20 protein-coding genes and 1 pseudogene are annotated in these 24,269 nt (G+C 73.7%); 8 read left to right on the top strand and 13 right to left on the bottom strand.

The genetic code is table 11. The annotated features are described in order from the left end of the window. Positions 1–60: 60 nt before the first annotated feature. From ACFWIC_RS06650 to deoC, 3 genes are read right to left on the bottom strand one after another with little or no spacing between them, the layout of a single operon-like run. Positions 61–966: an aldehyde dehydrogenase family protein gene (locus ACFWIC_RS06650; protein ID WP_329882706.1), complete on the bottom strand. Its 906-nt coding sequence runs from the start codon at positions 964–966 to the stop codon at positions 61–63. After that, positions 959–2,470: an aldehyde dehydrogenase family protein gene (locus ACFWIC_RS06645; RefSeq protein ID WP_380516437.1), complete on the bottom strand. Its 1,512-nt coding sequence runs from the start codon at positions 2,468–2,470 to the stop codon at positions 959–961. Before ACFWIC_RS06645 ends, ACFWIC_RS06650 begins: the two co-directional genes overlap by 8 nt. A gap of 5 nt (positions 2,471–2,475) precedes the next feature. After that, positions 2,476–3,462, bottom strand: coding sequence for a deoxyribose-phosphate aldolase (deoC, locus tag ACFWIC_RS06640; RefSeq protein ID WP_329950710.1), 987 nt, complete (start codon positions 3,460–3,462; stop codon positions 2,476–2,478). A 202-nt stretch (positions 3,463–3,664) separates the two neighbouring features. Here deoC and ACFWIC_RS06635 point away from each other — a divergent pair, with 202 nt between their 5' ends. Continuing rightward, positions 3,665–4,342 (top strand): PH domain-containing protein, encoded by a 678-nt coding sequence (locus tag ACFWIC_RS06635; protein WP_329882709.1) that lies wholly within the window; start codon positions 3,665–3,667, stop codon positions 4,340–4,342. 147 nt (positions 4,343–4,489) lie between these two features. Here the strand turns inward: ACFWIC_RS06635 and ACFWIC_RS06630 are convergent, their stop codons facing one another. From ACFWIC_RS06630 to ACFWIC_RS06620, 3 genes are all read right to left on the bottom strand, one after another. Beyond that, positions 4,490–6,205 carry a phospho-sugar mutase gene (locus tag ACFWIC_RS06630; RefSeq protein ID WP_329950711.1) on the bottom strand — a complete coding sequence of 572 codons (1,716 nt, stop codon included), beginning with the start codon at positions 6,203–6,205 and terminating at the stop codon, positions 4,490–4,492. Between the two features lie 260 nt (positions 6,206–6,465). Beyond that, positions 6,466–7,287: a purine-nucleoside phosphorylase gene (locus ACFWIC_RS06625; RefSeq protein ID WP_329882711.1), complete on the bottom strand. Its 822-nt coding sequence runs from the start codon at positions 7,285–7,287 to the stop codon at positions 6,466–6,468. A gap of 389 nt (positions 7,288–7,676) precedes the next feature. After that, positions 7,677–8,114, bottom strand: coding sequence for a gamma-glutamylcyclotransferase (locus ACFWIC_RS06620; RefSeq protein WP_329882712.1), 438 nt, complete (start codon positions 8,112–8,114; stop codon positions 7,677–7,679). A 78-nt stretch (positions 8,115–8,192) separates the two neighbouring features. Between ACFWIC_RS06620 and ACFWIC_RS06615 the strand changes: the two genes are divergently transcribed. Together ACFWIC_RS06615 and ACFWIC_RS06610 are read left to right on the top strand one after the other, a co-directional pair. After that, positions 8,193–9,647, top strand: coding sequence for an NAD(P)H-quinone dehydrogenase (locus ACFWIC_RS06615; protein ID WP_329882713.1), 1,455 nt, complete (start codon positions 8,193–8,195; stop codon positions 9,645–9,647). Between the two features lie 236 nt (positions 9,648–9,883). Beyond that, a complete protein-coding gene (locus ACFWIC_RS06610) occupies positions 9,884–10,849 on the top strand; it encodes a DeoR/GlpR family DNA-binding transcription regulator (RefSeq protein WP_329882789.1) in 966 nt (321 codons plus the stop codon). Positions 10,850–10,920: 71 nt separating this feature from the next. Here ACFWIC_RS06610 and ACFWIC_RS06605 read toward each other — a convergent pair whose 3' ends face one another. From ACFWIC_RS06605 to ACFWIC_RS06580, 6 genes are all read right to left on the bottom strand, one after another. Then, positions 10,921–12,693, bottom strand: coding sequence for a biotin carboxylase N-terminal domain-containing protein (locus ACFWIC_RS06605; protein ID WP_329882714.1), 1,773 nt, complete (start codon positions 12,691–12,693; stop codon positions 10,921–10,923). A gap of 264 nt (positions 12,694–12,957) precedes the next feature. Further along, entirely contained in the window at positions 12,958–13,791 is an 834-nt protein-coding gene (locus ACFWIC_RS06600) for a hypothetical protein (protein WP_329950712.1), read from the bottom strand. A 385-nt stretch (positions 13,792–14,176) separates the two neighbouring features. Continuing rightward, on the bottom strand, positions 14,177–14,776 hold the full coding sequence (locus ACFWIC_RS06595; protein ID WP_380516431.1) for a nucleoside triphosphate pyrophosphatase: 600 nt from the start codon (positions 14,774–14,776) through the stop codon (positions 14,177–14,179). Between the two features lie 49 nt (positions 14,777–14,825). Continuing rightward, positions 14,826–14,951, bottom strand: coding sequence for a morphogenic membrane protein MmpB (gene mmpB, locus ACFWIC_RS06590; protein ID WP_329882717.1), 126 nt, complete (start codon positions 14,949–14,951; stop codon positions 14,826–14,828). Positions 14,952–15,102: 151 nt separating this feature from the next. Beyond that, positions 15,103–15,324: an acyl-CoA carboxylase subunit epsilon gene (locus tag ACFWIC_RS06585; protein ID WP_329882719.1), complete on the bottom strand. Its 222-nt coding sequence runs from the start codon at positions 15,322–15,324 to the stop codon at positions 15,103–15,105. 35 nt (positions 15,325–15,359) lie between these two features. Then, a complete protein-coding gene (locus tag ACFWIC_RS06580) occupies positions 15,360–16,940 on the bottom strand; it encodes an acyl-CoA carboxylase subunit beta (RefSeq protein WP_380358069.1) in 1,581 nt (526 codons plus the stop codon). Positions 16,941–17,152: 212 nt separating this feature from the next. On the opposite strand from ACFWIC_RS06580, the gene ACFWIC_RS06575 reads away from it, so the two are divergent. The 4 genes and pseudogenes from ACFWIC_RS06575 (at position 17,153) to ACFWIC_RS06560 (ending at position 22,301) form a co-directional block, all read left to right on the top strand. After that, positions 17,153–18,043, top strand: coding sequence for a biotin--[acetyl-CoA-carboxylase] ligase (locus ACFWIC_RS06575; protein ID WP_329950715.1), 891 nt, complete (start codon positions 17,153–17,155; stop codon positions 18,041–18,043). 201 nt (positions 18,044–18,244) lie between these two features. After that, positions 18,245–19,402, top strand: a complete 1,158-nt coding sequence (locus ACFWIC_RS06570; RefSeq protein WP_380516425.1) for an adenylate/guanylate cyclase domain-containing protein — start codon at positions 18,245–18,247, stop codon at positions 19,400–19,402. A gap of 586 nt (positions 19,403–19,988) precedes the next feature. Beyond that, positions 19,989–21,125, top strand: a pseudogene (locus ACFWIC_RS06565) (diguanylate cyclase domain-containing protein); the annotation flags it as partial. An 816-nt stretch (positions 21,126–21,941) separates the two neighbouring features. Then, positions 21,942–22,301: a hypothetical protein gene (locus ACFWIC_RS06560; protein ID WP_380516422.1), complete on the top strand. Its 360-nt coding sequence runs from the start codon at positions 21,942–21,944 to the stop codon at positions 22,299–22,301. A gap of 2 nt (positions 22,302–22,303) precedes the next feature. Here ACFWIC_RS06560 and ACFWIC_RS06555 read toward each other — a convergent pair whose 3' ends face one another. Further along, positions 22,304–22,945, bottom strand: a complete 642-nt coding sequence (locus tag ACFWIC_RS06555; RefSeq protein ID WP_380358059.1) for a TetR/AcrR family transcriptional regulator — start codon at positions 22,943–22,945, stop codon at positions 22,304–22,306. 68 nt (positions 22,946–23,013) lie between these two features. On the opposite strand from ACFWIC_RS06555, the gene ACFWIC_RS06550 reads away from it, so the two are divergent. Beyond that, positions 23,014–24,261, top strand: coding sequence for a macrolide family glycosyltransferase (locus tag ACFWIC_RS06550; protein ID WP_380516563.1), 1,248 nt, complete (start codon positions 23,014–23,016; stop codon positions 24,259–24,261). Positions 24,262–24,269 lie beyond the last annotated feature (8 nt).

The following is a 24,269-nucleotide window of genomic DNA, read 5'->3' as shown; positions in this document are numbered from 1 at the left end:
GCCAGTCTGTGGAGTTGTTACTCGTGGCTACTCAACGTAACCGTAGGGCCGACCGGGAGGTCAGATCCCCATCGGGTGCCAGACCGTCTTGGTCTCCAGGAACGAGAGTAGCCGGTCCGTACCGGGCGCATTGGTCCAGTCCTGGGCGAACGGGTCCAGCTCCGGGCGGATCACCCTCTTCAGGGTATCCGCGGCAAGTGCCTCCAGCGAGGCCGCCGCGCCGGGACCGTCGTCGGCGATCGCGCCGGTGAGGTCCACCGCGTTGACGTCCTGGTGGGAGGCCAGGGTCGGGGCGATGTCCGAGGTCCTGCCGGAGATCAGGTTGACCACGCCGCCGGGCACGTCCGAGGTGGCCAGCACCTCGCCCAGCGACAGGGCCGGCAGCGGGGCGTCGGCCGCGACCGCCACCACCACGGTGTTGCCGGTGGCGATGGCGGGGGCGACCACCGAGACCAGGCCGAGCAGCGAGTGCCCGTAGCCGGCCTGCGGGGCGACGATCCCGACCACGCCGGTCGGCTCCGGGGTGGAGAGGTTGAAGTACGGCCCGGCGACCGGGTTGGCGCTGCCCGCGATCTGGGCGACCTTGTCGGTCCAGCCCGCGTACCAGACCCACCGGTCGATCGCCGCGTCCACCAGGGCGGCGGCCTTCTTCGGGCCGATGCCCTCGGAGAGCGCCACCTCGGCCGCGAACTGCTCGCGCCGGCCCTGCAGCATCTCGGCGACCCGGTAGAGCACCTGGCCGCGGTTGTACGCGGTGGTGCCGGCCCAGCCCTTGACCGCCGCACGGGCGGCCAGGACGGCGTCGCGGGCGTCCTTGCGGGTGCCGAGCGGGGCGTTGGCGAGCCACTCGCCCTTGGAGTCGGTCACCTCGTACACCCGCCCGCTCTCGGAGCGCGGGAACTTCCCGCCGACGTACAGCTTGTAGGTCTTGAGGACGTCAAGACGCGCGATGGTGGTCTCAGACATCGAGGTAGGCCTCCAGACCGTGCCGGCCACCCTCGCGGCCGTAGCCCGACTCCTTGTAACCGCCGAACGGCGAGGTCGGGTCGAACTTGTTGAAGGTGTTGGCCCAGACCACGCCGGCCTTCAGCCGGTCGGCGGTCCAGAGGATCCGCGAGCCCTTCTCCGTCCAGATGCCGGCGGAGAGGCCGAACGGCGTGTTGTTGGCCTTCTCGACCGCCTCGGCGGGGGTGCGGAAGGTCAGCACGGACAGCACCGGGCCGAAGATCTCCTCCTGGGCGATCCGGTGGGCCTGGCTGACGCCGGTGAAGATGGTCGGCTTGAACCAGAAGCCGGTGCCCGGCAGCTCGCACTCCGGCGACCAGCGGTCCGCGCCCTCGGCCTCGCCGGCGTCCGTCAGCTCGGTGATCCGCGCCAGCTGGGCGGCCGAGTTGATGGCACCGATGTCGGTGTTCTTGTCCAGCGGGTCGCCGACCCGCAGGGTGGACATCCGGCGCTTCAGCGCGTCCAGCAGCTCGTCCTGGATCGACTCCTGGACCAGCAGGCGCGAGCCCGCGCAGCAGACGTGCCCCTGGTTGAAGAAGATGCCGTTGACGATGCCCTCGACCGCCTGGTCGATCGGCGCGTCGTCGAAGACGATGTTGGCGGCCTTGCCGCCCAGCTCCAGCGACAGCTTCTTGCGGCTGCCGGCCAGCTGCTTGGCGATCGCCCGGCCGACCGGGGTGGAGCCGGTGAAGGCGACCTTGTTGACGTCCGGGTGCGCGGTGAGCGCGGCGCCGGTGGTGCCGTCACCCGTGACGATGTTGACGACGCCCTTCGGCAGACCGGCCTGGCGGCAGATCTCGGCGAAGCGCAGCGCGGTCAGCGGGGTGGTCTCGGCCGGCTTGAGGACGACCGTGTTGCCGGTGGCCAGCGCCGGGGCGATCTTCCACGCCAGCATCATCAGCGGGAAGTTCCACGGGATGACCTGGCCGGCCACGCCCAGCGGCTTCGGGTTCGCGCCGTAACCGGCGTAGTCCAGCTTGTCCGCCCAGCCCGCGTAGTAGAAGAACCAGGCGGCGACGGTCGGGATGTCGAAGTCGCGGGTCTCGCGGATCGGCTTGCCGTTGTCGATCGACTCCAGCACCGCCAGCTCGCGGCCGCGCTCCTGGATGATCCGGGCGATCCGGAACAGGTACTTCGCGCGCTCGCTGCCCGGCAGCGCCGACCAGTCGGTGAAGGCCCTGCGGGCGGCGGCGACCGCGCGGTCCACGTCCTCCGCGGTGCCCCGCGCGAACTCGGCGAGCACCTGCTCGGTGGCCGGGTTGACCGTCTTCAGGGCCTCGCTGCCGGAGGAGTCGACGAACTCGCCGCCGATGAAGTGGCCGTACGAGGTGGCGATGTCGCCGGCCGCGGCGGGCGACTCGGGGGCGGGGGCGTAGCCGAACAGGCCGGCCGGCTTGACGGCCTGCGCCGCCTGTCCGGCCTGCCCGGTCGCGGGCCCCGCGGTCTTCTTGGTGTTCTTGGCCATGATTCTCAGTCCACCGTCACGTAGTCGGGACCGGAGTACCGTCCGGTGGTCAGCTTCTGCCGCTGCATCAGCAGGTCGTTGAGCAGGCTGGAGGCGCCGAAGCGGAACCAGTGCGGGGTCAGCCAGTCGTCGCCGAGGGTCTCGTTGACCATCACCAGGTACTTCATCGCGTCCTTGGTGGTCTTGATCCCGCCGGCGGGCTTCACGCCGACCTGGACGCCGGTCTGCGCGCGGAAGTCGCGGACCGCCTCCAGCATCAGCAGGGTGACCGGCGGGGTCGCGTTGACGGCGACCTTGCCGGTCGAGGTCTTGATGAAGTCGGCACCGGCCAGCATCGCCAGCCACGAGACGCGGCGCACGTTGTCGTACGTCTGCAGCTCGCCGGTCTCGAAGATGACCTTGAGGTGGGCGGAGCTGCCGTCGGCGCGCCCGCACGCCTGCTTGACGGCGACGATCTCGTTGAAGACGTCCAGGTACCGGCCCGAGAGGAAGGCGCCCCGGTCGATCACCATGTCGATCTCGTCGGCGCCGGCCGCCACCGCGTCGGCGGTGTCGGCGAGCTTGACCGGGAGCGCGGCGCGTCCGGCGGGGAAGGCGGTCGCGACGGAGGCGACCTGGATGTCGGTGCCCTGCAGCGCGGCCTTCGCGGTGGCGACCATGTCCGGATAGACACAGATGGCGGCGACACGGGGAGCGGTGGGGTCGGTGGGGTCGGGGTTCCTGCCCTTGGTGCACAGCGCGCGCACCTTGCCGACCGTGTCCGCGCCCTCCAGCGTGGTCAGGTCGATCATCGACATGGCCAGGTCGATGGCGTACGCCTTCGCCGTGGTCTTGATCGAGCGGGTACCGAGAGTGGCGGCACGCGCCTCCAGGCCGACCTGGTCGACACCGGGCAGGCCGTGCAGGAAGCGACGGAGCGAGGCCTCGGACGTCGCGACGTCCTGGAGACCGCTGCCCGCAACGCCGGGGGCATTGGCTGCAAGAGTGGACATAGTCACCACACCAGCATATCTACGCGCGTAGCCAACCGCTAGACCGGAGACCTATCGATGCCGGACCGAGATCTGACCGCCCACCCGGCCCGACGCGGGGGCGGATTGCGGCGGGGCCACCCGACGCCGGGAGGAGTGACCGGGGCCGAACCGTGATCGCGGACCCTGTGGGCGGCGGGGGGCATGGGGCAGAATCGTCGGCATGACCGAATCCGACGGCAAGCCCCACCAGGGCTCGGCCGGCTCCGATGGGGAGCCCGTGTACGCCGACCGCGTGTACCGCTCCGTTCCCGGCGTGATCTCCGGGGTGCTGTTGTTGGCCGTGGCGGCGTGGCTCATCGGGGACGCGGCGATCAACGGGAGCGGCAAGACGCCGTGGGTGTCCCTGGCCGCCGTGCCGGTGTTCGTGCTCCCGGTGATCGCGTACACCCTGCGGCCGGCGGTGCTGGCCAACGAGCGGCGGCTGGTGGTGCGCAACCCGCTGCGCACGATCATCGCGCCGTGGGCCGCCGTGGACGCGCTGCGGGCCGGGTACTCGGTGGAGCTGCTCGCCGACGGCCGGAAGTTCCAGGTGTGGGCGGTGCCGGTGTCGCTGCGGCAGCGCAAGCGGGCCGCCCGGGCGCGCGAGCACGGCGGGCGGCAGCACGCGTCCCGGCTCGGGATGGTCTTCGGCCAGGCGTCGTCCGGGGCGGCGGTGCAGGGCTCGACGGACCCGAACCGGGCCTGGTCCGACCAGGTGGTCGGCGTCCTCCAGGAGACGGCCGAGCGCAACGCCTCCCGTCCGGACGCGGCCGGCCCGGTGCAGGTCCGCTGGTGCTGGTGGATCATCGCCCCGACCCTGGCCGGGCTGGTGGCCCTGATCACCATCATCGCGGTCTGACCGCGCCCCCCGACCGAGAGGGCCCGCCGATCCGGCGGGCCCTTCGTCGTACCGCCGGGACGGCGCCGTCCCGGCCCGGCGCGGCGCGTGGACGCGACGAGCGCCTCCCGGCCCGTACCGGGGGCGCTCGGTCGTGCGTGCGGTCGGTCAGGCGTCGATGCCGGCGGCGGCGGCCAGGTCGCGCTTGACGGCGGCGAGGAGGGCGGCGGCCCGCTCCCGGGCCGGGGCGAGGTCCGCGGCGGTGGCGACCGGGAGGACGACCTCCAGGTAGCACTTGAGCTTGGGTTCGGTGCCGGAGGGCCGGACCACGATGCGGGCGGAGCGGACGGCGTCCCCGGCCAGGTAGTAGCGCAGGCCGTCGGTGGCCGGCAGGTCGGCGGAGCCCTCGGTGAGGTCGTCGGCGCGGGTGACGGTCAGCCCGGCCAGCTCGGCGGGCGGCTGCTCGCGCAGGCGGCGCATGGCGTCGGCGATCAGCGCGAGGTCCTGGACCCGGACGGAGAGCTGGTCGGTGGCGTGCAGGCCGTGCTCCAGCGCCAGGTCGTCCAGCAGGTCGGTGAGGGTGCGGCCGGACCGCTTGAGGGTGGCGGCCAGTTCGGCGACCAGCAGGGCGGCGGTGATGCCGTCCTTGTCGCGGACGCCCTCGGGGTCGACGCAGTAGCCGAGCGCCTCCTCGTAGCCGTAGCGCAGGCCCTCGGCACGGGAGATCCACTTGAAGCCGGTGAGGGTCTCGGCGTAACCGAGCCCGGCGGCCTCGGCGATCCGGCCGAGCAGCGAGGAGGAGACGATGGTGGTGGCGAAGGTGCCGGCGGCCTGCTTGGCGACCAGTGCGGCACCGAGCAGCGCGCCGACCTCGTCGCCGCGGAGCATCCGCCAGCCGTTGGTGCCGCTGCCGGCGCCGCCGTTGGCCGGGACGGCCACCGCGCAGCGGTCGGCGTCCGGGTCGTTGGCGATGACGAGGTCGGGGCCGACCGAGGAGGCGGTGCGGAAGGCGAGGTCCATCGCCCCCGGCTCCTCCGGGTTGGGGAACGCGACGGTCGGGAAGTCGGGGTCGGGCTCGGCCTGCTCGGCGACCACGGTGGGCGCGGGGAAGCCGGCCCGGCGCAGGGCGGCGACGAAGGTGTCGCGGCCGACACCGTGCATCGGGGTGTAGACGACGTCGAGGTCGCGCGCGCCGTGCGGGTCGACGATGGAGGCGGCCCGGTCGAGGTAGGCCTCGACGACGGACTCGTCGACGGTCTCCCAGCCGCTCCCGGCGAGCGGGACGTCGGTGAGCGAGCCGATGGCGTCGATCTCGGCGGCGATGCCGGCGTCGGCGGGCGGGACGATCTGCGAGCCGTCGCCGAGGTAGACCTTGTAGCCGTTGTCCTGCGGCGGGTTGTGGCTGGCGGTGACGGTCACGCCGGCGGCGGCGCCGAGGTGGCGGACGGCGTAGGCGAGCACCGGGGTGGGCAGCGGGCGCGGGAAGAGCGCGGCGCGAAGGCCGGCTCCGACCACCACGGCGGCGGTGTCGCGGGCGAAGTCGTACGACTTGTGACGGGCGTCGTAGCCGATGACGACGAGGTCGCCGAGGCCCTGCTGCTTGACGTAGGCGACCAGGCCGGCGGCGGCCCGGATGACCACGGCGCGGTTCATCCGCATCGGGCCGGCGCCGAGTTCGCCGCGCAGCCCGGCGGTGCCGAACTGGAGGCGGCCGGCGAAGCGGTCGGCGAGATCGGACCAGGCGAGCTTCGCCCGGGACTCGGCCTCCGGGTCCTCGGCGTCGGCGAGCAGCGCGGACAGCTCCTCGCGGGTCTGCGGGTCCGGGTCCTCGGCCAGCCAGGTCCGGGCCCGGGCGAGGAGGTCGGTGGTGGTTGCCTGCGTCATGGCTGCAGCTCCATCGGGAAGTGCGTCGGTGGTACGGCCGGAGGGGCGAGCGAGGCCGGGTGGCCGGAGGGTTCCGCGTGACGTGCCTGGGGTTCTGCCGGATGTGCGGGGGGAGGGGCGCATGCGGACGGGGCCCGCGGGCGGACGTGATCAGCGGATCGGTCGATCAACGGATCACGGTCGCTCGCGGACCCCGTCGCCCGGGCGGCGTACGCCGGACGCCCGGTGTGGGGCGGGCGTCCGGTACGGGCCGGAGCGGCTCAGATCCGGTCGAGGACCTTCGCCAGCAGCGCGCCCATCCGCTCGGCGGAGGCCTTGCCGGCCTCCAGCACCTCGGCGTGGTTGAGCGGCTCGCCGGTCATGCCGGCCGCCAGGTTGGTGACCAGGGAGATGCCGAGCACCTCGGCGCCGGCCTCGCGGGCGGCGATGGCCTCCAGGGTGGTCGACATGCCGACCAGCTCGCCGCCGATCACCCGGGCCATGTTCACCTCGGCCGGGGTCTCGTAGTGCGGGCCGCGGAACTGGACGTAGACGGCCTCGTCGAGCGTCGGGTCGACCTCGCGGCACAGGTCGCGCAGCCGCTTGGCGTAGAGGTCGGTGAGGTCGACGAAGTTGGCGCCGACGATCGGGGAGTCCGCGGTCAGGTTGATGTGGTCGCTGATCAGGACCGGCTGGCCGGGGACCCAGCCGTGCCGCAGGCCGCCGCAGCCGTTGGTCAGCACGATGATCCCGCAGCCGGCCGCGGCGGCGGTGCGCACGCCGTGGACGACGGTCGCGACGCCGTGGCCCTCGTAGTAGTGGTTGCGGCCGAGGAAGATCAGCGCGCGCTTCTCGCCGATCTTCACCGAACGGATCGTGCCGGCGTGGCCGGCCACGGCGGGGGCGGGGAAGCCCGGCAGGTCGGTGACCGGGAACTCCGCGACCGTCTCGCCGAGGGCTTCGGCGGCCGGCACCCAGCCGGAGCCCATCACCAGGGCGACGTCGTGGCGCTCGGCACCGGTCAGCTCGCGGAGGCGCTCGGCGGCGGCCTGAGCGGCGGCGTAGGGGTCGGCGGAGACGACCGACTGAGGAGATGCGTTCACACGACCGAGGATAGACGGGAAACGGCTACGCGCGTAGAAAATCCTGGTACGACGTGCCGGATCGTTACCCGGATGGCGTGAACGTACAGCTCCGGGACACCTGGCGGGGGGTGCGACCCGGAGCAAGGCACGAACCCGGTGGCGAGCCGCGGGCCCGGCGGGCGTCACGGGCGGGCGGGCCGCGGGGCGGAGCGGGCCGCGGGCCCGGTCGGCGGGCCGGTGGGGCGGGCCCCGCGAAGGGGGCGGGGGGCGGTCCGGTGGGGCGGGCCCCGCGAAGGGGGCGGGGGGCGGTCCGGAGGAGTAGTGCGGGCGGCGGGGGACCGCCACCCCGGGGGGGCGGGGGGAGGCGGCCGGCGGGCGGGGTGCCCGGGCCGCGCCCCCGGAAGCGGTCAGCAGGGGCGGCGGCGCAGGTCCAGGACGTAGTCGTCGGGGGCGCCGGCGCTCTCCGCCGCGTCCGCGATCAGCCCCAGGTACCGGGCGGCGGGCAGGCCGCCCTCGTAGTCGTTGAGCACGTACGTCCAGACCGGCACGTCGCCGTCCAGGGTCTGCGCGCGCAGCTTGATCTTGCGGTAGATGCCGAGCTGGACGCCCTCCCAGCGGTCGAGCCCCTCCTCGTCCATCGGCGCGACGTCGTAGAGCGAGACGAAGACCTGGTCCTTCTCGTCCTCCACCACCGTGGCCAGCGAACCTTCCCAGCCGAGCTGCTCGCCGCCGAAGGTGAGCCGCCAGCCGGACAGCCACCCCGTGGTGCGCAGCGGTGAGTGCGGGGCGCGGCGGGTCATCTGCCGGGCATCGAGGTTGGTGGCATACGCGGCGTAAAGGGGCATGGGGGGAAGACTACGTTCCTCGGGCGATCGGGCAGAAGCCCCGACCCCGGCGTGGCAGCGCTCCCGGCGTGCGGGACAATGGTGGACGTGACTCGGATCGTGATCATCGGTGGCGGACCCGGCGGATACGAGGCGGCCCTGGTGGCGGCCCAGCTCGGCGCGGAGGTGACCGTCGTCGACCGCGACGGCCTGGGCGGATCGGCGGTGCTCACGGACTGCGTGCCGTCGAAGACGTTGATCGCGACCGCGGAGGTGATGACCACCTTCGACAGCTCGTACGAGGAACTCGGCATCATCGTCGCGGACGACACTCCGCACATCGACAGCCCGGCCCGGGTGGTCGGCGTGGACCTGGGCAAGGTCAACCGCCGGGTGAAACGCCTGGCGATCGCGCAGTCCCACGACATCACCCAGTCCGTCACGCGGGCCGGCGTCTCCGTGCTGCGCGGCCGCGGCCGGCTCGGCACCGGGGGCCAGGCCGTGGACGGCTCCCGCGAGGTGCTGGTGGACGCGCCCGACGGCAGCGTCCAGTCGCTGCGCGCCGACGCGGTGCTGATCGCCACCGGCGCGCACCCGCGCGAGCTGCCGGACGCCCAGCCGGACGGCGAGCGGATCCTGACCTGGACCCAGGTGTACGACCTGGAGGAGCTGCCGCGCGAGCTGATCGTGGTCGGTTCCGGCGTCACCGGCGCCGAGTTCGCCGGTGCGTACCAGGCGATCGGTTCCAACGTCACCCTGGTCTCCTCGCGCGACCGGGTGCTGCCGGGCGAGGACCCGGACGCCGCCGAGGTGCTGGAGGAGGTCTTCCGCCGTCGCGGCATGAACGTGATGAGCCGCTCGCGGGCCGAGAGCGCCAAGCGGATCGGCGACAAGGTGGAGGTGACCCTCTCCGACGGCACGGTGATCGAGGGCACGCACTGCCTGATGGCCGTCGGCTCGATCCCCAACACGGCGGAGATGGGCCTGGAGGAGGCCGGGGTCAAGCTCAACGACTGGGGCCAGATCCAGGTCGACCGGGTGTCCCGCACCTCCGCCCCGGGCGTGTACGCGGCCGGGGACTGCACCGGCGTCTTCATGCTCGCCTCGGTGGCGGCCATGCAGGGCCGGATCGCGATGTACCACGCGCTCGGCGACGCGGTGCAGCCGCTCAACCTGAAGACCGTGGCCTCCAACGTCTTCACCGACCCGGAGATCGCCACCGTCGGCTACACCGCCGCCGACGTGGAGTGCGGCAAGATGGACGCGGTCGAGGTCAAGCTGCCGCTGCGCGGCAACCCGCGGGCCAAGATGCAGGGCATCCGGGACGGCTTCGTGAAGCTGTTCTGCCGCCCGGGCACCGGGATCGTGGTCGGCGGTGTGGTCGTCGCCCCGCGGGCGAGCGAGCTGATCCACCCGATCTCGCTCGCGGTGGACGCCAATCTGACCGTCGAACAGGTGGCCAGCGCCTTCACCGTCTACCCGTCGGTCTCCGGCTCCACCGCCGAGGCCGCCCGCCAGCTCCACATCCGCAAGCGGGACGCGGGCGAATCCTGAGCATCCGGGGCCCAGTTGAGGGCGGTCGCCGTTCGGCGGCCGCCCTTTGCGCAGGCCGGGGCGTCACCCGGACGGCGGGCGCAGTTCCGGGTTGCTGACGGCGCGTATTGTACGGTCACGCGCCGCTCTTGCGTGAGCAATTCCCGCTACTAGCAGCAAACGCCTGAAAGCAGACGGTCACGCACGTTACCGTCGGTTCTGTGTTTGCAGCAGAACGTCGCCAGTTGATCCTCGAAATGGTGCGCGCCAACGGAGCGGTCTCGCTCCGGGAACTGGCCCGCGTCGTCCAGACCTCCGAAGTGACCGTGCGCCGCGACGTACGGGCACTGGAGGCAGAAGGGCTCCTCGACCGCCGGCACGGCGGCGCGGTGCTCCCCGGCGGCTTCAGCCGCGAACCCGGTTACCCGCAGAAGACCCACCTCTCCGCCGCAGAGAAGAGCGCCATCGCCGATCTCGCAGCGGGCCTGGTGGAGGAAGGTGACGCCGTTGTCGTCGGCGCCGGTACCACCACCCAGGAGCTGGCCCGCCGGCTGGCCCGGGTGCCCGGGCTGACGGTGGTCACCAACTCGCTGCTGGTCGCCCAGGCGCTGGCGCACGCCAACCGGGTGGAGGTGGTGATGACCGGCGGTACGCTGCGCGGCTCCAACTACGCCCTGGTCGGCAGCGGCGCCGAACAGTCGCTGCACGGGTTGCGGGTGTCCAAGGCGTTCATCTCGGGCAGCGGGCTGACCGCCGAGCGAGGCCTTTCGACCACGAACATGCTCTCCGCGAGCGTGGACCGGGCGTTGGTGCAGTCGGCCGCCGAGGTGATCGTCCTCGCCGACCACACCAAGCTCGGCGCGGACACCATGTTCCAGACCGTCCCGACCGAGACCATCACCCGGCTGGTCACCGACGAGCAGGCGACCGCCGACGACGCCACCGCGCGGGAGCTGGACGCGCTGGCCGACTGCGGGGTGCAGATCGACCTCGCGCCGCTCGGTACTCCGCCGACCGGTGACGCCCCGGTGCACGGCACCGGCAGCGGTCCCGTCCACCAGACCCAGCCGGGCCCGATGGCCCGCCGGGCGGCCCCGCCCCCGGGCGGCGCCCCGCTGCCCGGCCAGCGCCGCCCGGGCACCCACGGCCCCGGGGGACCGGGCGGTCCGGGCGGCCCGCTGCCGGCCAGACTCGCCGAGCTGGGCCTGCCGCGCGGGCGGTGACCCGCCGCCGGAAACGGCACCGGTCCGCACACCCTGGGGGGCGTACGGACCGGTGACGCAACGGGTGGACGTCAGTCCTTGATCTCGCAGAGCGCGGCGCCGCTGGAGACGCTGGCACCCACCTCGGCCTTGAGGCCGACGACGGTGCCCGCCTTGTGGGCGTTCAGCGGCTGCTCCATCTTCATCGCCTCCAGGACGACGATCAGCTCGCCCTCCGCGACGACCTGGCCCTCCTCGACGGCGACCTTGACGATGGTGCCCTGCATCGGAGAGGCCAGCGTGTCACCGCTGACGGCCGAGCCGGCCTTCTTGGCACCCACCCGGCGCTTGGCCTTCGCGGCCCCCGCACCGGCCGCCGGGGCGGTGGAGACGCCCAGCGAGGACGGCAGCGAGACCTCGATCCGCTTGCCGCCGACCTCGACGACCACGGTCTCCCGGCCCTCGGCCTCCTCGCCGTCACCGGCGGCACCGGCGAACGCGGGGATGGTGTTGTCGAACTCGGTCTCGATCCACCGGGTGAAGACCTGGAACGGGCCCTCGCCGCCGTGCACCTCGGGGGCGAACGCGGGGTCGGTGACCACGGCCTGGTGGAACGGGATGGCGGTGGCCATGCCCTCGACCTTGAACTCCGCCAGCGCGCGCCGGGCCCGCTCCAGCGCCTGCTTGCGGTCGCGGCCGGAGACGACCAGCTTGGCCAGCAGGGAGTCCCAGGCCGGGCCGATGACCGAACCGGTCTCGACACCCGAGTCCAGTCGGACGCCAGGGCCGGACGGCGGGGCGAACAGCGTCACGGTGCCCGGCGCCGGGAGGAAGTTGCGGCCCGGGTCCTCGCCGTTGATCCGGAACTCGAAGGAGTGACCGCGGACCTCCGGGTCGTCGTAGCCGAGCTCCTCGCCGTCGGCGATCCGGAACATCTCCCGGACCAGGTCGATGCCGGTGACCTCCTCGGTCACCGGGTGCTCGACCTGCAGACGGGTGTTGACCTCCAGGAAGGAGATCGTGCCGTCCAGCGCGACCAGGAACTCGCAGGTGCCGGCGCCCTGGTAGCCGGCCTCCTTGAGGATGGCCTTCGAGGACCGGTACAGCTCGGCGTTCTGCTCGGGGGTCAGGAACGGCGCGGGCGCCTCCTCGACGAGCTTCTGGTGCCGGCGCTGCAGCGAGCAGTCACGGGTGGAGACGACCACGACGTTGCCGTGCTTGTCCGCCAGGCACTGGGTCTCGACGTGCCGGGGGTTGTCCAGGTAGCGCTCGACGAAGCACTCGCCGCGCCCGAAGGCGGCGACCGCCTCGCGGACCGCGGACTCGAACAGCTCCGGGATCTCCTCCAGGGTGCGGGCGACCTTGAGGCCGCGGCCGCCGCCGCCGAAGGCCGCCTTGATGGCGACCGGCAGGCCGTGTTCCCGGGCGAACTCGACGACCTCGTCCGCACCCGCGACCGGGTCGGGCGTGCCGGCCACCAGCGGGGCACCGGCGCGCTGCGCCACGTGCCGGGCGGTGACCTTGTCCCCGAGATCGCGGATGGCCTGCGGCGGCGGGCCGATCCAGGTGAGGCCCGCGTCGAGGACGGCCTGGGCGAAGTCGGCGTTCTCCGACAGGAAGCCGTAGCCGGGGTGGACGGCGTCCGCACCCGAGTCGGCGGCGGCCTGGAGGACCTTCGCGATGTCCAGGTAGCTGGTGCCGGGGGTGTCGCCGCCCAGCGCGTAAGCCTCGTCGGCCGCGCGGACGTGCAGCGCATCCCGGTCCGGCTCGGCGTAGACGGCGACGCTGGCGATACCGGCGTCCGAGCAGGCACGGGCGACGCGGACGGCGATTTCCCCGCGGTTGGCGATGAGCACCTTGCGCACTGTGGCTCCCTTCTTGAACCTCGTTGAGTTTATGGATTCCTGGGCAGTACCGGCGAGTAGCCCCAGGTTGTGAACTATCCCACACGGAGGGTGATGCGTCCGGACGGGTGGTGGGCGGCCCGGCGGAAGTCTCTGCAGGTGACGGCAGGTGGGTCGGAGGGCGTCCGGTGCTTGCGGACGGTGACGCAGTGTCCCGGCGGGGCCGTGGCGGGGCGGTGGGCTTGGCCACACTCCGGCGGTTCGCGAGCCGCGCCCGGGCGTTCCTCAGGGAGTCGGCGCCGGGGCGGGGGCGGTGGAGGCGGGGGCACCGGCGGCCGGGGCGGTGGAAGCGGGGGCGGCGGAAGCGGGGGCGCCGGCGGCCGGGGCGGGCGCGGCCGGAGTGGGCGCGCGCTCCAGGGCCTGGGCGGTCACGTCGGCGACCTGCTCGACCACGTCCGGTCCGTACGCCTGGGGGTTGACCACCCGCAGGAGGAGGGCGAACGTGCCGTCCGCGCCGTGGCGGCGGGCCAGCCGGCGGTGGTGCGCCACGAGGTGGCGGACTCCGGCCTGGTTGGCGACCCCGGTCTGGCCGGAGATCAGGAAGACCGGGCGGCCACCCCCGGGAGTGGCCAGCCGGGCCAGCAGGACGTGGACCCCGGCTTCCCAGTCGGCGGTGTAGGAGCGGCCGCCGACGGTGATCACGTTGTCGGCCGCTTCGGGGCCGCTGGATATCGTCACCCCGGGCAGGCCCCAGGCGAGGTGGGCGGCCATCCGGTCGTTGGAGACGGGGCCGCCGAAGCAGAGCTCGGTCTTGGCGCCGAGGCTGCGCGGCGCGGCGTCGTGCGCGACCAGGTCGGCCTGCGAGCCGCACTCCTTCACCAGGGCGGCCAGCTCCATCAGCGCGTAGGCGTCGCGCCGGGTGACGGTGCGGGGGTGTGCGCCGGTGCCGATGCTGCGGTTGACCACGATCAGGCACTCGCCGCCGGCCGGCAGGCCGAGGAAGGCCCTGGTCCGTTCCAGCCGCCGTCTTCGGCGCAGGCTCTGGCCGAGCCACCCGATCGTGGCGCTGAGCGCGCTGGCGACCAGCCCCAGCAGCACGTTGAGCAGACTGTCGGTCATCCGCCCATCACCTCCCCGTTCGAACGGTGCCGGTCAGCCTAGCGGTGGGCAGGCCGGTGGCCCCGGTCCGGACCGTCGACGGTGCCGGAGCGCACTTCTAGCGTGCATCAGATGAGGCAAACAACGGGGAAGTTGGCGTTAATAGCACTCGTCTTTGGCGCACTGACGACGGCCGGGTGCAGCAGTTCGGGCACGGGCGGAGCGGCGGGCCCGCCGCCGGTCGCCGCCGTGGTCCCGCTCAGCGGCCCGGCCCGCTTCGGCGCGGATACCGGGCGGGCGCCCGCCGCCGCGACCTCCCCGGTCAGGCAGCCGAAGCCCTGCCCGGGCTCGAAGTACGGCGCCGAACTGCTCGGGGCGGCGCGTTCACCCCGGCCGGCGGCCGACGTCAGACCCAGAGGTCGGTGATCCGGACGTCCAGTTCGGCGAGCAGGCCGCGCAGCAGCGGCAGCGAGAGGCCGATGACGTTGCCCGGGTCGCCGTCGATGCCCTCGACGAACGGCGCCGAGCGGCCGTCCAGGGTGAACGCGCCGGCCACGTGGAGCGGTTCGCCGGTGGCGATGTAGGCGGCGACCTCGGCGTCGTCGGGGGTGCCGAAGCGGACGGTGGTGGAGGCCGTGGCGGAGGCCTGTCGCCCGGTGACGGTGTCGATGACGCAGTGGCCGGTGCGCAGCACGCCGGCGCGGCCGCGCATCGACTGCCAGCGGGCCAGCGCCTCGGTGGCGTCGGCGGGCTTGCCGAGCGCCAGGCCGTCCAGCTCCAGCACCGAGTCGCAGCCGATCACCAGTTCGCCGTCGGTGAGCGTGGCGGCGACGGCCTTGGCCTTGGCCTCGGCGAGGACGAGGGCCAGCTCGGCGGGGGTGGCGGCGGTGAGGGCGTCCTCGTCGACGCCGCTGACCACCACGCGCGGGTCGAGGCCCGCCTGGCGCAGCAGCCCGAGGCGGGCGGGGGAGGCGGAGGCGAGCACGAGGGTGCGGCGGTCGGTCATGCCCACCAGCGTAGAGGGGCGGTCCGGTCGGCCGAGCGGAGCGTCGCGTTCAGAGCATCAGCAGCACGGCGATCAGCAGGGTGAGGGCGGCGAGCACGTGGCCGGCCCGGTGCAGCCTGCGCTGCATTCGCTGGGCTTCCGGGGACGGCTCGTCGCGGGGATCTGACCAGAGCACTCCTCCAGGGTGCTCCGCGGGGCTGCCGGGACGCCTGAGTATCCGTACTCAGGTTTCGGGGCAATCCGGACGTTCGCCGGGCGTGCCGCCGGGCGGGGCGGCAGGTGCTTCGCCGGCACCCGCCGCCCCGCCCGGGGCGCGCCCGGTGCTGCTATCCGGCCCAGCCGGAGGTGCGCCAGGCGTTGGCGCCCGGGCGCGGGGCGGTCCGGAGCCGGCGGGCGCGGTCGTTCCAGGGGGAGTCCGGGCCGGCGCCGGCCCGGCGGGTCGCCTCGGCGGCGGCCTGCGCGGCGGCGGCCCGGGCCTGGACCACCGCCAGGACGGTGGCCAGCTCCTCGGGGGTCGGCTGCCCGTGCAGCACGTGGATCGGGGCCATGCTCAATCCTCTCGCGATCCTCTCGGAGCGGGCGACTACAGCGGGATGTTGCCGTGCTTCTTCGGCGGCAGCGTCTCGCGCTTGCCGCGCAGCGCGCGCAGGCCGCGGACGATGTGCCGGCGGGTCTCGCTCGGCGCGATGACGGCGTCCACGTAGCCGCGCTCGGCCGCGAGGTACGGGTTGAGCAGGGTGTCCTCGTAGGAGGCGATCAGCTCGGCCCGCTTCGTGTCGACGTCGTCCGCCTCGGCCAGCTCGCGCCGGTGCAGGATGTTGACCGCGCCCTGGGCGCCCATCACCGCGATCTGCGCGGTCGGCCAGGCCAGGTTGAGGTCGGCGCCCAGGTGCTTGGAGCCCATGACGTCGTACGCGCCGCCGAAGGCCTTGCGGGTGATCACGGTGATCAGCGGGACGGTGGCCTCGGCGTAGGCGTAGATCAGCTTGGCGCCGCGGCGGATGATGCCGTCCCACTCCTGCTCGGTGCCGGGCAGGAAGCCGGGCACGTCGACGAAGGTCAGCACCGGGACGTTGAACGCGTCGCAGGTGCGGATGAACCGGGCGGCCTTCTCGCTGGCGGCGATGTCCAGGCAGCCGGCCAGGTCCATCGGCTGGTTCCCGACGATGCCGACCGCGTGGCCCTCGACCCGGCCGAAGCCGGTGATGATGTTGCCCGCGTACAGCGGCTGGGTCTCCAGGAACTCGCCGTCGTCGAGGATGTGCTCGATCACCCGGTGCATGTCGTACGGCTGGTTCGCCGAGTCCGGGACCAGGGTGTCGAGTTCGAGGTCCTCGTCGGTGATCGCGAGGTCCGCCTCCTCGGGGAAGGACGGCGGGTCGGAGAGGTTGTTGGAGGGCAGGTACGAGAGCAGGCTCTTGACGTACTCGACCGCCTCCTTCTCGTCCGCGGCCAGGTGGTGCGCGTTGCCGGACTTGGTGTTGTGGGTGTGCGCGCCGCCCAGTTCCTCCATGCCGACGTCCTCACCGGTGACGGTCTTGATCACGTCGGGGCCGGTGATGAACATGTGCGAGGTCCGGTCGGCCATCACCACGAAGTCGGTGATCGCGGGGGAGTAGACCGCGCCGCCCGCGCAGGGGCCCATGATCAGCGAGATCTGCGGGATCACGCCCGAGGCGTGCACGTTGCGGCGGAAGATCTCGCCGTACAGGCCGAGCGAGACCACGCCCTCCTGGATCCGGGCGCCGCCGGAGTCGTTGATGCCGATCACCGGGCAGCCGGTCTTCAGCGCGAAGTCCATGACCTTGACGATCTTCTCGCCGAACACCTCGCCCAGCGAGCCGCCGAACACGGTGAAGTCCTGCGCGAAGACGGCGACCTGGCGGCCGTCGACGGTGCCGTACCCGGTGACCACGCCGTCGCCGTACGGGCGGGTCCGCTCCTGGCCGAAGTTGGTCGAGCGGTGCCGGGCGAACTCGTCGAACTCGACGAAGGACCCCTCGTCCAGCAGTTCCGCGACCCGCTCACGGGCCGTCAGCTTGCCCTTGGCGTGCTGCTTCTCCACCGCCTTGGCGGAACCGGAGTGCACCGCCTCGTCGAGCCTGCGCCGGAGGTCGGCGAGCTTGCCGGCGGTGGTGTGCGGGTCGTACGGCGCCTCGGTCATCCGGTGGCTCTCCCTGCTCCTTGGCCGCGACCTGTTTCGGGGTCGCGCGGGCCGGGTGGGGATCCGCGCGGATGAGGGCAGGGCGGCGCTACGAACTACCGTTGGGTAGCGTAGTCATCGCTGACGGTTTCCCGTTATGGCCAGCGACACAGTGTGGTCGGCCGCCGTTCTGCGGGACAATGGGGCGGCCTAGGGCCTCTAGGGTGTGCCGCATGACCTCCGACACCCCCCGCCGCAGTGGACTGCGCGGCTTCGGCCATGCCGGGCCGTCGCCGTGGACCGACCTGGACCGCCCGCCGCTGGACGCCGAGGCGCTCCGCCGGGACCTGCTGGTCCCGGGCGGGTTGTGGACCGGGCTGGACGTCGTCGACGAGACCGGCTCCACCAACACCGACCTCGCCGCCCGAGCCCGGGACGGCGCCCCGCAGGGCGCGGTGCTGGTCGCCGAGGCGCAGCGGACCGGGCGCGGACGGCTGGAACGGCAGTGGACGGCGCCCGCCCGTTCGGGGCTCTTCCTCTCCGTCCTGCTTCGCCCGGACGGGGTACCCGTCGAGCGGTACGGCTGGCTGCCGATCCTGGTCGGCGTCGCGGCGGCGAGCACGCTGAGCCGGGTCGCCGAGGTGGAGGTCGGCCTGAAGTGGCCCAACGACCTCCAGGTCGGGATCGACGGGGCGGAGCGCAAGCTGGGCGGCATCCTCACCGAGCTCGGCGGCGGCGCGGTGGTCGCCGGTCTGGGCGTCAACGTCTCGCTGCGCGCGTCCGAGCTGCCCGTCCCCACCGCCGCGTCGCTGGTCCTGGCCGGTGCCGCCGTCACCGACCGGTCCACGCTGCTGCGTGCGCTGCTGCGCGAGTTCGCCGGCCTGTACCGGGAGTGGACGGACGCCGCCGGCGACCCGCACGCCAGCGGACTGCTGAGCGCGTACGCGGACCGGTGCACCACGCTCGGCCGGGAGGTCAGGGTGCTGCTGCCCGGCGACCGCGAACTGGCCGGCGAGGCGGTGGCGATCGACGGGGACGGCCGGCTGGTGGTCCGGACGCCCGACGGTTCGCGGCGGCCGGTCGGCGCGGGCGACGTCGTCCACGTGCGGCCGGAGCCGCGCTGACGGCGGCCGGACGCCCGGCGCCGGGGAGCGGCGCCGGAGCGCGGAACCGCCCGGGCCGACGGGAGTCTTCACCACCCCTTGACCCGGGCGGATGCCCCGGATCGCGGGATTCCGTGCGAATATTCCACCTGGCAGCAGTGTGAGGCGCGCCACTGCCCGCCGGGGTGGCGGGCGCGCCCGGACAGGCAGGACACGAGGCGAGTGCGGCGACCGCACGGGGACGGACCGGTGGCAGAGGACGGCAGCAACGGCGGCGCGGCGGGCTCCCACGACCAGACGGGCCCCCACGACCAAACGGTCGCCCTCGACCTGGAACGCCTGATCCTGGACGCGCCGCGACGCTACACCCCGTACCAGGCCGCGCGGGCGGCCGACGTCCCGATGGACCTGGCCACCCGGTTCTGGCGGGCGATGGGCTTCCCGGACATCGGGCAGTCCCGGGCGCTGACCGACGGTGACGTGATCGCTCTGCGCCGGCTGTCCGGGCTGGTCGAGTCGGGGCTGCTGAGCGAGGCGATGGCGATCCAGGTGGCGCGTTCCACCGGTCAGACCACGGCCCGGCTGGCCGGCTGGCAGATGGACACCTTCCTGGAGAACCTCACCCAGTCCGTCGAACCCGGTCTGACCCGCGCCGACGTCGCGTACCCGCTGGTCGAGCTGCTGCTTCCGGAGCTGGAGCAGTTCCTGGTGTACGTCTGGCGCCGCCAGCTGGCCGCCGTCACCGGCCGCGTGGTGCAGGCCGCGGAGGACAACGAGATCACCAGCGGCCGGCTCGCCGTGGGCTTCGCCGACCTGGTCGGCTTCACCCGGCTCTCCCGGCGGCTGGAGGAGGAGGAGCTCGGCGAGCTGGTCGAGACGTTCGAGAACACCTGCTCCGACCTGATCGCCGGCCAGGGCGGCCGGGTGATCAAGACGCTGGGCGACGAGATCCTCTACGTCTCCGAGGACCCGGTGACGGCAGCCGAGATCGCGCTCAGCCTGATCGAGGCGCTGGCCGAGGACGACAGCATTCCCGCGCTGCGGGTGGGCATGGCGTTCGGCACGGTCACCTCGCGGATGGGCGACGTCTTCGGCACCACGGTCAACCTGGCCAGCCGGCTCACCTCGATCGCCCCGAAGGACGCGGTGCTGATCGACGGCGAGTTCGCCGTCGCGCTGGAGCAGAACGGCAGTGTCGCGCCCGCCGACGTCGACGGGCCCGGCCTGGCCGAGGCGCTCGCGGCGGCGGCCGGTTCGCGGTCGGCGGGCGCCCCGGACACCGGGCACCGGTTCAACCTCCAGCCGATGTGGCGCCGTCCGGTGCGCGGGCTCGGGCTGGTCGAGCCGTGGCTGCTCTCCCGGCGGCTGCGGGCGGAGTAGGGCCCGGTTCGGCAGGCCGCATCGGGTTCGGCGCGGCCGTGACGATGTGTAGTGGCCGGAGCTGCCGGAGCTGCCGGAGCTGTCCGACGCTTTCGGAGCGGGCGGAGGCTTTCGGAGCGGCCTGAACGGTTCGGGAGAACGGCCGTCGTGGGTGCCCGTGGGGCGTGGCCGGGTGGTGCGGGGGCGGCGCGGAACGCCGTCGAGCGACGTACGGGCGGAGCGGGGCGCCGCCCGGCGGAGTAGAACCTGCCCGGGCCGGGCACGGTCTTGCCGCAAGCCGAACGGTTGAAAGTCGTACTGCCCTGCGGATCCTCTTCGACAAACGGGGCATAACCGAATGAAACCGCCATAGTCTTGGTGCAAGCGGCCGAATGGGTGCGGCTCCCGGGGGCGGGGTCCCCGGGGCGCGGGCCCGGCGGCCCGCCGCAGGGGACCGAGCAGGACCGAGCACAGGGAGCGAGGCGAGCCGGTGAGCAGTGAGGCGATCATGACGGACCGCGGCTGCGACTGCGACCGGACGCAGCAGCCGCCGGCCCCCGGGGCCCCCGACACGCGGCTGACCTCCGTGGTCGAACTCGCCCAGGACATGGCCGGGGCGCTCACCCCGCTGGAGGCCGTCCGGGCCGCCGCCGCACGCGCCACCGAGGCACTCGGCGCCACCATGGCCGCCGTCTCGGTCTGGGACCGCGAGTCCGGCCGGCTGCGGGTCCTGGTCAACCACGGGGAACTCTCGCCGGGGGAGGAGGAGCTGCCCGAGGACGAGTCCTACCCGGTGGCCGACTTCCCCGAGATCGTCACCTACCTGGAGGAGCGCTGGACCACCGGCCGGCTGCCGCGCGCCTGGGTCCAGACCGCAGACAACAGCCAGCCGCACCCCGGGCACGCGCACCCGACCGCAGGCGCGTACTGCCAGGAACGCGCCGCCGCGCTGCGCCGGCGCGGGCGGGCCTGCTGCGTGGTCGCGCCGATCGTCCTGCACGGGCAGGCCTGGGGCGAGCTCTACCTCGCCCGGGCCACCGGGTCGGCCGGGTTCACCGACGCGGACGCCGACTACGCCACCCTGCTCGCCGCCCAGATCTCGGCCGGCCTCGCCCAGACCGAACGCCTCGCCGACCTGCGCAAGCTCGCCTTCTCCGACCCGCTCACCGGTCTGGCCAACCGGCGTGCGGTGGATGCGCGGCTGGAGAGCGCGCTGGAGGCCCACAACCGGGACAACACCGTGGTCTCGCTGGTGGTCTGCGACGTCAACGGCCTGAAGCGGGTCAACGACCAGCTCGGCCACGAGGTGGGCGACCGGCTGCTGGAGCGCTTCGCCCACCAGCTGTCGCTGGCCGCCGCCAAGCTCCCCGGCAGTCTCGCCGCCCGGCTCGGCGGTGACGAGTTCTGCCTGCTCGCCGAGGGCCAGAAGGCGGACGAGGTGGTCGCCGTCGCCGAGGAGCTGTGCGCCCGGGCGCTCGCCCTGGCCGAGGGCGAGGGCGTCGCCTGCGGGGTCGCCTCCACCGGTGACTCGATCGGCCCGGTCACCACCCCCGACCGGCTCTTCCGGCTCGCCGACGCCGCCCAGTACCGGGCCAAGGCCGCCCGCGCCGCCCACCCGGTGGTCGCCGGACGCAGCCACGGCCCGGGCTTCTCGCCCGACCCGACGGTGCTGCTCGCCGACGCCGCGGACCCGCACCACCGTGCCGACGGGCGCGGCCGACCCGGCGGCCGGGCCGGCTCCGGCGACCGGCGGCGCTTCCGCGGCGCCGCGCACAGTGCCGACCCGGGGCAGTTGCTCACCGCGGTGCTCGCCGCGCTCGACCAGCACGGCAACACCCGCTCCGTGCACCCCGCGGACACCATCGGCAAGCTGGCCGTCGTCGCCGAGATCTCGGCCCGGCTGCTGGACGCGGTCGGTTGGTGGATCTCGTACGTGCCGCCCGGCTCGCAGCTGATGCGCACCGCGCAGCACGCCGTCTACCGGATGACCAGCGGGCCGAGCAGCACCCGCGCGGAGACGCAGCGGGCCCAGATCGAGGCCCCGGACGCCGTCTTCGACCTGCGCCACTACCCGATGACCCGCCGGGCCGTACGCGGCGGGGCCTTCGCCCTGCGGGCCGGCGCGGCGGGCAACGACCCGGCGGAGGAGGCCATGCTGGTGGTCTCCGGCTACCGCGGCATGGTCGCGGCCGGCGGCCAGAACGCGGCCGGCGGGTGGCTGCTGGAGCTGTTCGCGGACGACGCCACCCTCCCGCTGGGCCAGGTCGCCGCGGCGCTGCGCTCCCTGGTCGCCGTCGCCCTCGCCGGCCCGGCCTCGCCCCCGGTGAGCTGAGGGCCGGAGGCGGGGGAGCGGCGGGCGGGCGAAGGGCGGGCGGGGCCGGGCCGTCGGCGTGGTGTGGCGGTTCGGTGACCGGTCTGTTCCGAGCCGGTCGCGGTCCGGTGGCGAGGGCGTTGCGGGACTGGGCGCGGTGGGGCGGGCGTGGGATGGTGTCCGCGGTCGGCGGGCCGTCGGGGCCGCGCCGGATCGGATTCTCGGGGGTTGACTCCTATGCGCGCTCGGTTGACGGGCCTCGTCCTCTCCGCGGTGCTCGCCTTCGGCGGCGGCGCGCTCGCCGCCGCGCCGGCGGCCTCGGCGGCCCCGGTGGTGCGGTCGGCCCCCGCGGCCCCGGAAGCCCCTGTGGCCCGGCAGGCGCCCGCCCCCGTGGTGCCCGCGGCGGCCGGGCAGGCGGGCGTGTCGGCGGAGCGGCACGGGGCGTCGCGGCTGGCCGAGTCGTCGAAGGACAAGTCCAAGAAGAAGAAAAAGAAGAAGAAGGGCCTCGGCCGGATGATGGGCCTGCTGATCGGCGCCGTGCTGGTGCTGACGGTGATCGCCGTGATCATCGTGGTCGTGCTGGTGCTCCGCCGCCGCAACCGCCGCTGAGGTCAGCCGCCGTCCGGCGCTCCGTCGGCCGCTCCGGCCGCTCCGTCCGTCGCTCCGAGCGCGCGCAGGACCGCGGCGACCAGGCGGTCCGCGTACGCGTGGTCGACCGCCCCGAGACCGTGCAGCCAGCGGTAGTACATCGGCCCGTAGAGCAGGTCGACGGCGAGGTCGAGGTCGGTGTCGGCCGGGAGCTGTCCGGCGGTGCGGGCGCTGCGCAGGCGGTCGCGGGTGACCTCCAGCAGGGGGTCCAGCAGCCGTTCGCGGTACTCGCGCAGCAGGTCCGGGTCGACCAGGTACTCGGAGATCAGACCCCGGCCGGTGTTGTCGAAGGCGGGGTCGGTGAGCTCGTCGGCGGTCGGGCGCAGGACGGCGCGCAGGTCGGCGGCGAGATCGCCGGTGTCGGGCAGCGCGAGGCTGCCGCTGGCGTCCTCGCTGACGGCGAGGAAGGCGTCGAAGACGACCGCGCCCTTCGACGGCCACCAGCGGTAGATGGTCTGCTTGCCGACTCCGGCACGGGCGGCGATCTTCTCGATGGTGAGCTTGGCGAAGCCGACCTCGGAGACCAGGTCGGCGGCGGCGGCGAGGATCGCGGCGCGGCTCTGCTGGCTGCGGCGGCTGGGGTCGGGCGCGGTCTGTCGGGACATGGGGCCATCCTAGCGCTACAGCGAGACGAACCGTCTCGTCTTGACGAGTGGCGGGTCGTCAGGTCATGATGAGGGCGTTCCGACGAGACGGATCGTCTCGTCTCACCATCTCGACGAAGGGCACCACCATGACCCGCTCCGCACACATCGCCATGGTCTCCATCCCGGCCCACGGGCACGTCAACCCGAGCCTCGCCGTCGTCGCCGAGCTCGTCGCCCGCGGCCACCGGGTCAGCTACGTCAACGACGCCTCGTTCGCCGGGCCGGTCGAGGCGACCGGGGCGACGCTCGTGCCGTACCCGACCGCGCTGCCCCTCACCGACGACTCCCAGGTGTGGCTGCAGGACCCGGTGGCGATCCAGAACCTCTTCCTCGACGACGCCGTCGCCATGACCCCGGTGGTCCGCCGGCTCTTCGAGGAGGACCGGCCCGACCTCGTGCTGTACGACATCGCCGGGTTCACCGGGCGGGCGGTGGCCGAGGGGCACGGCGTCCCGGCCCTCCAGCTCTCCCCGACCTACGTCGCCTGGCAGGGCTTCGAGCAGGACATGGCCGAGGTGTTCGAGGCGATCCGCAGCGGCCCCGGCGGGCCCGCGTACATGCGGCGGTTCGCCGACTGGCTGGCCGAGAACGGCACCGTCGTCCGGGACCCGGAGGAGTTCAAGGCCCTCCCGGCCCGCGCGCTCGCCCTGATCCCGCGGGCCCTGCAGCCCAACGCCGACCGGGTCGACCCCGCGCGGTACACCTTCGTCGGCCAGTGCTTCGGCGACCGCTCGCACCAGGGCGGCTGGCAGCGGCCGGACGGCGCCGAGAAGGTGGTGCTGGTCTCGCTCGGCTCCGCCTTCACCCACCAGCCGGCCTTCTACCGGGAGTGCGTCCGCGCCTTCGGCGACCTGCCCGGCTGGCACGTCGTGCTCCAGATCGGCAAGCACACCGACCTGGCCGAGCTGGGCGAGGTGCCGGCCAACATCGAGGTGCACCGGTGGGTGCCGCAGTTCGACGTGCTCGCGAAGGCCGACGCCTTCGTCACCCACGCCGGCATGGGCGGCAGCAGCGAGGGCCTCTACCACGGGGTGCCGATGATCGCGGTGCCGCAGGCCGTCGACCAGTTCGGCAACGCGGACAAGCTGGTGGAGCTGGGCGTCGCCCGCCGCCTCGACACGGAACAGGCCACCGGGGAGGCGCTGCGCGCCGCCCTGCTGGAACTGACCGGCGACCCGGAGGTGGCCGCGCGCCTGGACGTGCTCCGCGCCGAGGCGCGCGCCGAGGGCGGCACCGCCCGCGCGGCCGACCTGGTCGAGGCCGAGCTGCGCTGACGCGGGGG

Source organism: Kitasatospora sp. NPDC127035, from assembly GCF_042726075.1.
Taxonomy (GTDB): Bacteria; Actinomycetota; Actinomycetes; order Streptomycetales; family Streptomycetaceae; genus Kitasatospora.
Note: the sequence above shows the minus strand (reverse complement) of the source record. Positions and strands in the feature narration are given on the sequence as shown.

Excerpts from the sequence above, each read along its gene's own strand:
- ACFWIC_RS06650 (WP_329882706.1), bottom strand. The coding sequence starts at position 966 with ATGTCTGAGACCACCATCGCGCGTCTTGACGTCCTCAAGACCTACAAG.
- ACFWIC_RS06645 (WP_380516437.1), bottom strand. The coding sequence starts at position 2,470 with ATGGCCAAGAACACCAAGAAGACCGCGGGGCCCGCGACCGGGCAGGCC.
- deoC (WP_329950710.1), bottom strand. The coding sequence starts at position 3,462 with ATGTCCACTCTTGCAGCCAATGCCCCCGGCGTTGCGGGCAGCGGTCTC.
- ACFWIC_RS06635 (WP_329882709.1), top strand. The coding sequence starts at position 3,665 with ATGACCGAATCCGACGGCAAGCCCCACCAGGGCTCGGCCGGCTCCGAT.
- ACFWIC_RS06630 (WP_329950711.1), bottom strand. The coding sequence starts at position 6,205 with ATGACGCAGGCAACCACCACCGACCTCCTCGCCCGGGCCCGGACCTGG.
- ACFWIC_RS06620 (WP_329882712.1), bottom strand. The coding sequence starts at position 8,114 with ATGCCCCTTTACGCCGCGTATGCCACCAACCTCGATGCCCGGCAGATG.
- ACFWIC_RS06615 (WP_329882713.1), top strand. The coding sequence starts at position 8,193 with ATGGTGGACGTGACTCGGATCGTGATCATCGGTGGCGGACCCGGCGGA.
- ACFWIC_RS06610 (WP_329882789.1), top strand. The coding sequence starts at position 9,884 with ATGGTGCGCGCCAACGGAGCGGTCTCGCTCCGGGAACTGGCCCGCGTC.
- ACFWIC_RS06600 (WP_329950712.1), bottom strand. The coding sequence starts at position 13,791 with ATGACCGACAGTCTGCTCAACGTGCTGCTGGGGCTGGTCGCCAGCGCG.
- ACFWIC_RS06595 (WP_380516431.1), bottom strand. The coding sequence starts at position 14,776 with ATGACCGACCGCCGCACCCTCGTGCTCGCCTCCGCCTCCCCCGCCCGC.
- ACFWIC_RS06585 (WP_329882719.1), bottom strand. The coding sequence starts at position 15,324 with ATGGCCCCGATCCACGTGCTGCACGGGCAGCCGACCCCCGAGGAGCTG.
- ACFWIC_RS06580 (WP_380358069.1), bottom strand. The coding sequence starts at position 16,940 with ATGACCGAGGCGCCGTACGACCCGCACACCACCGCCGGCAAGCTCGCC.
- ACFWIC_RS06575 (WP_329950715.1), top strand. The coding sequence starts at position 17,153 with ATGACCTCCGACACCCCCCGCCGCAGTGGACTGCGCGGCTTCGGCCAT.
- ACFWIC_RS06555 (WP_380358059.1), bottom strand. The coding sequence starts at position 22,945 with ATGTCCCGACAGACCGCGCCCGACCCCAGCCGCCGCAGCCAGCAGAGC.
- ACFWIC_RS06550 (WP_380516563.1), top strand. The coding sequence starts at position 23,014 with ATGAGGGCGTTCCGACGAGACGGATCGTCTCGTCTCACCATCTCGACG.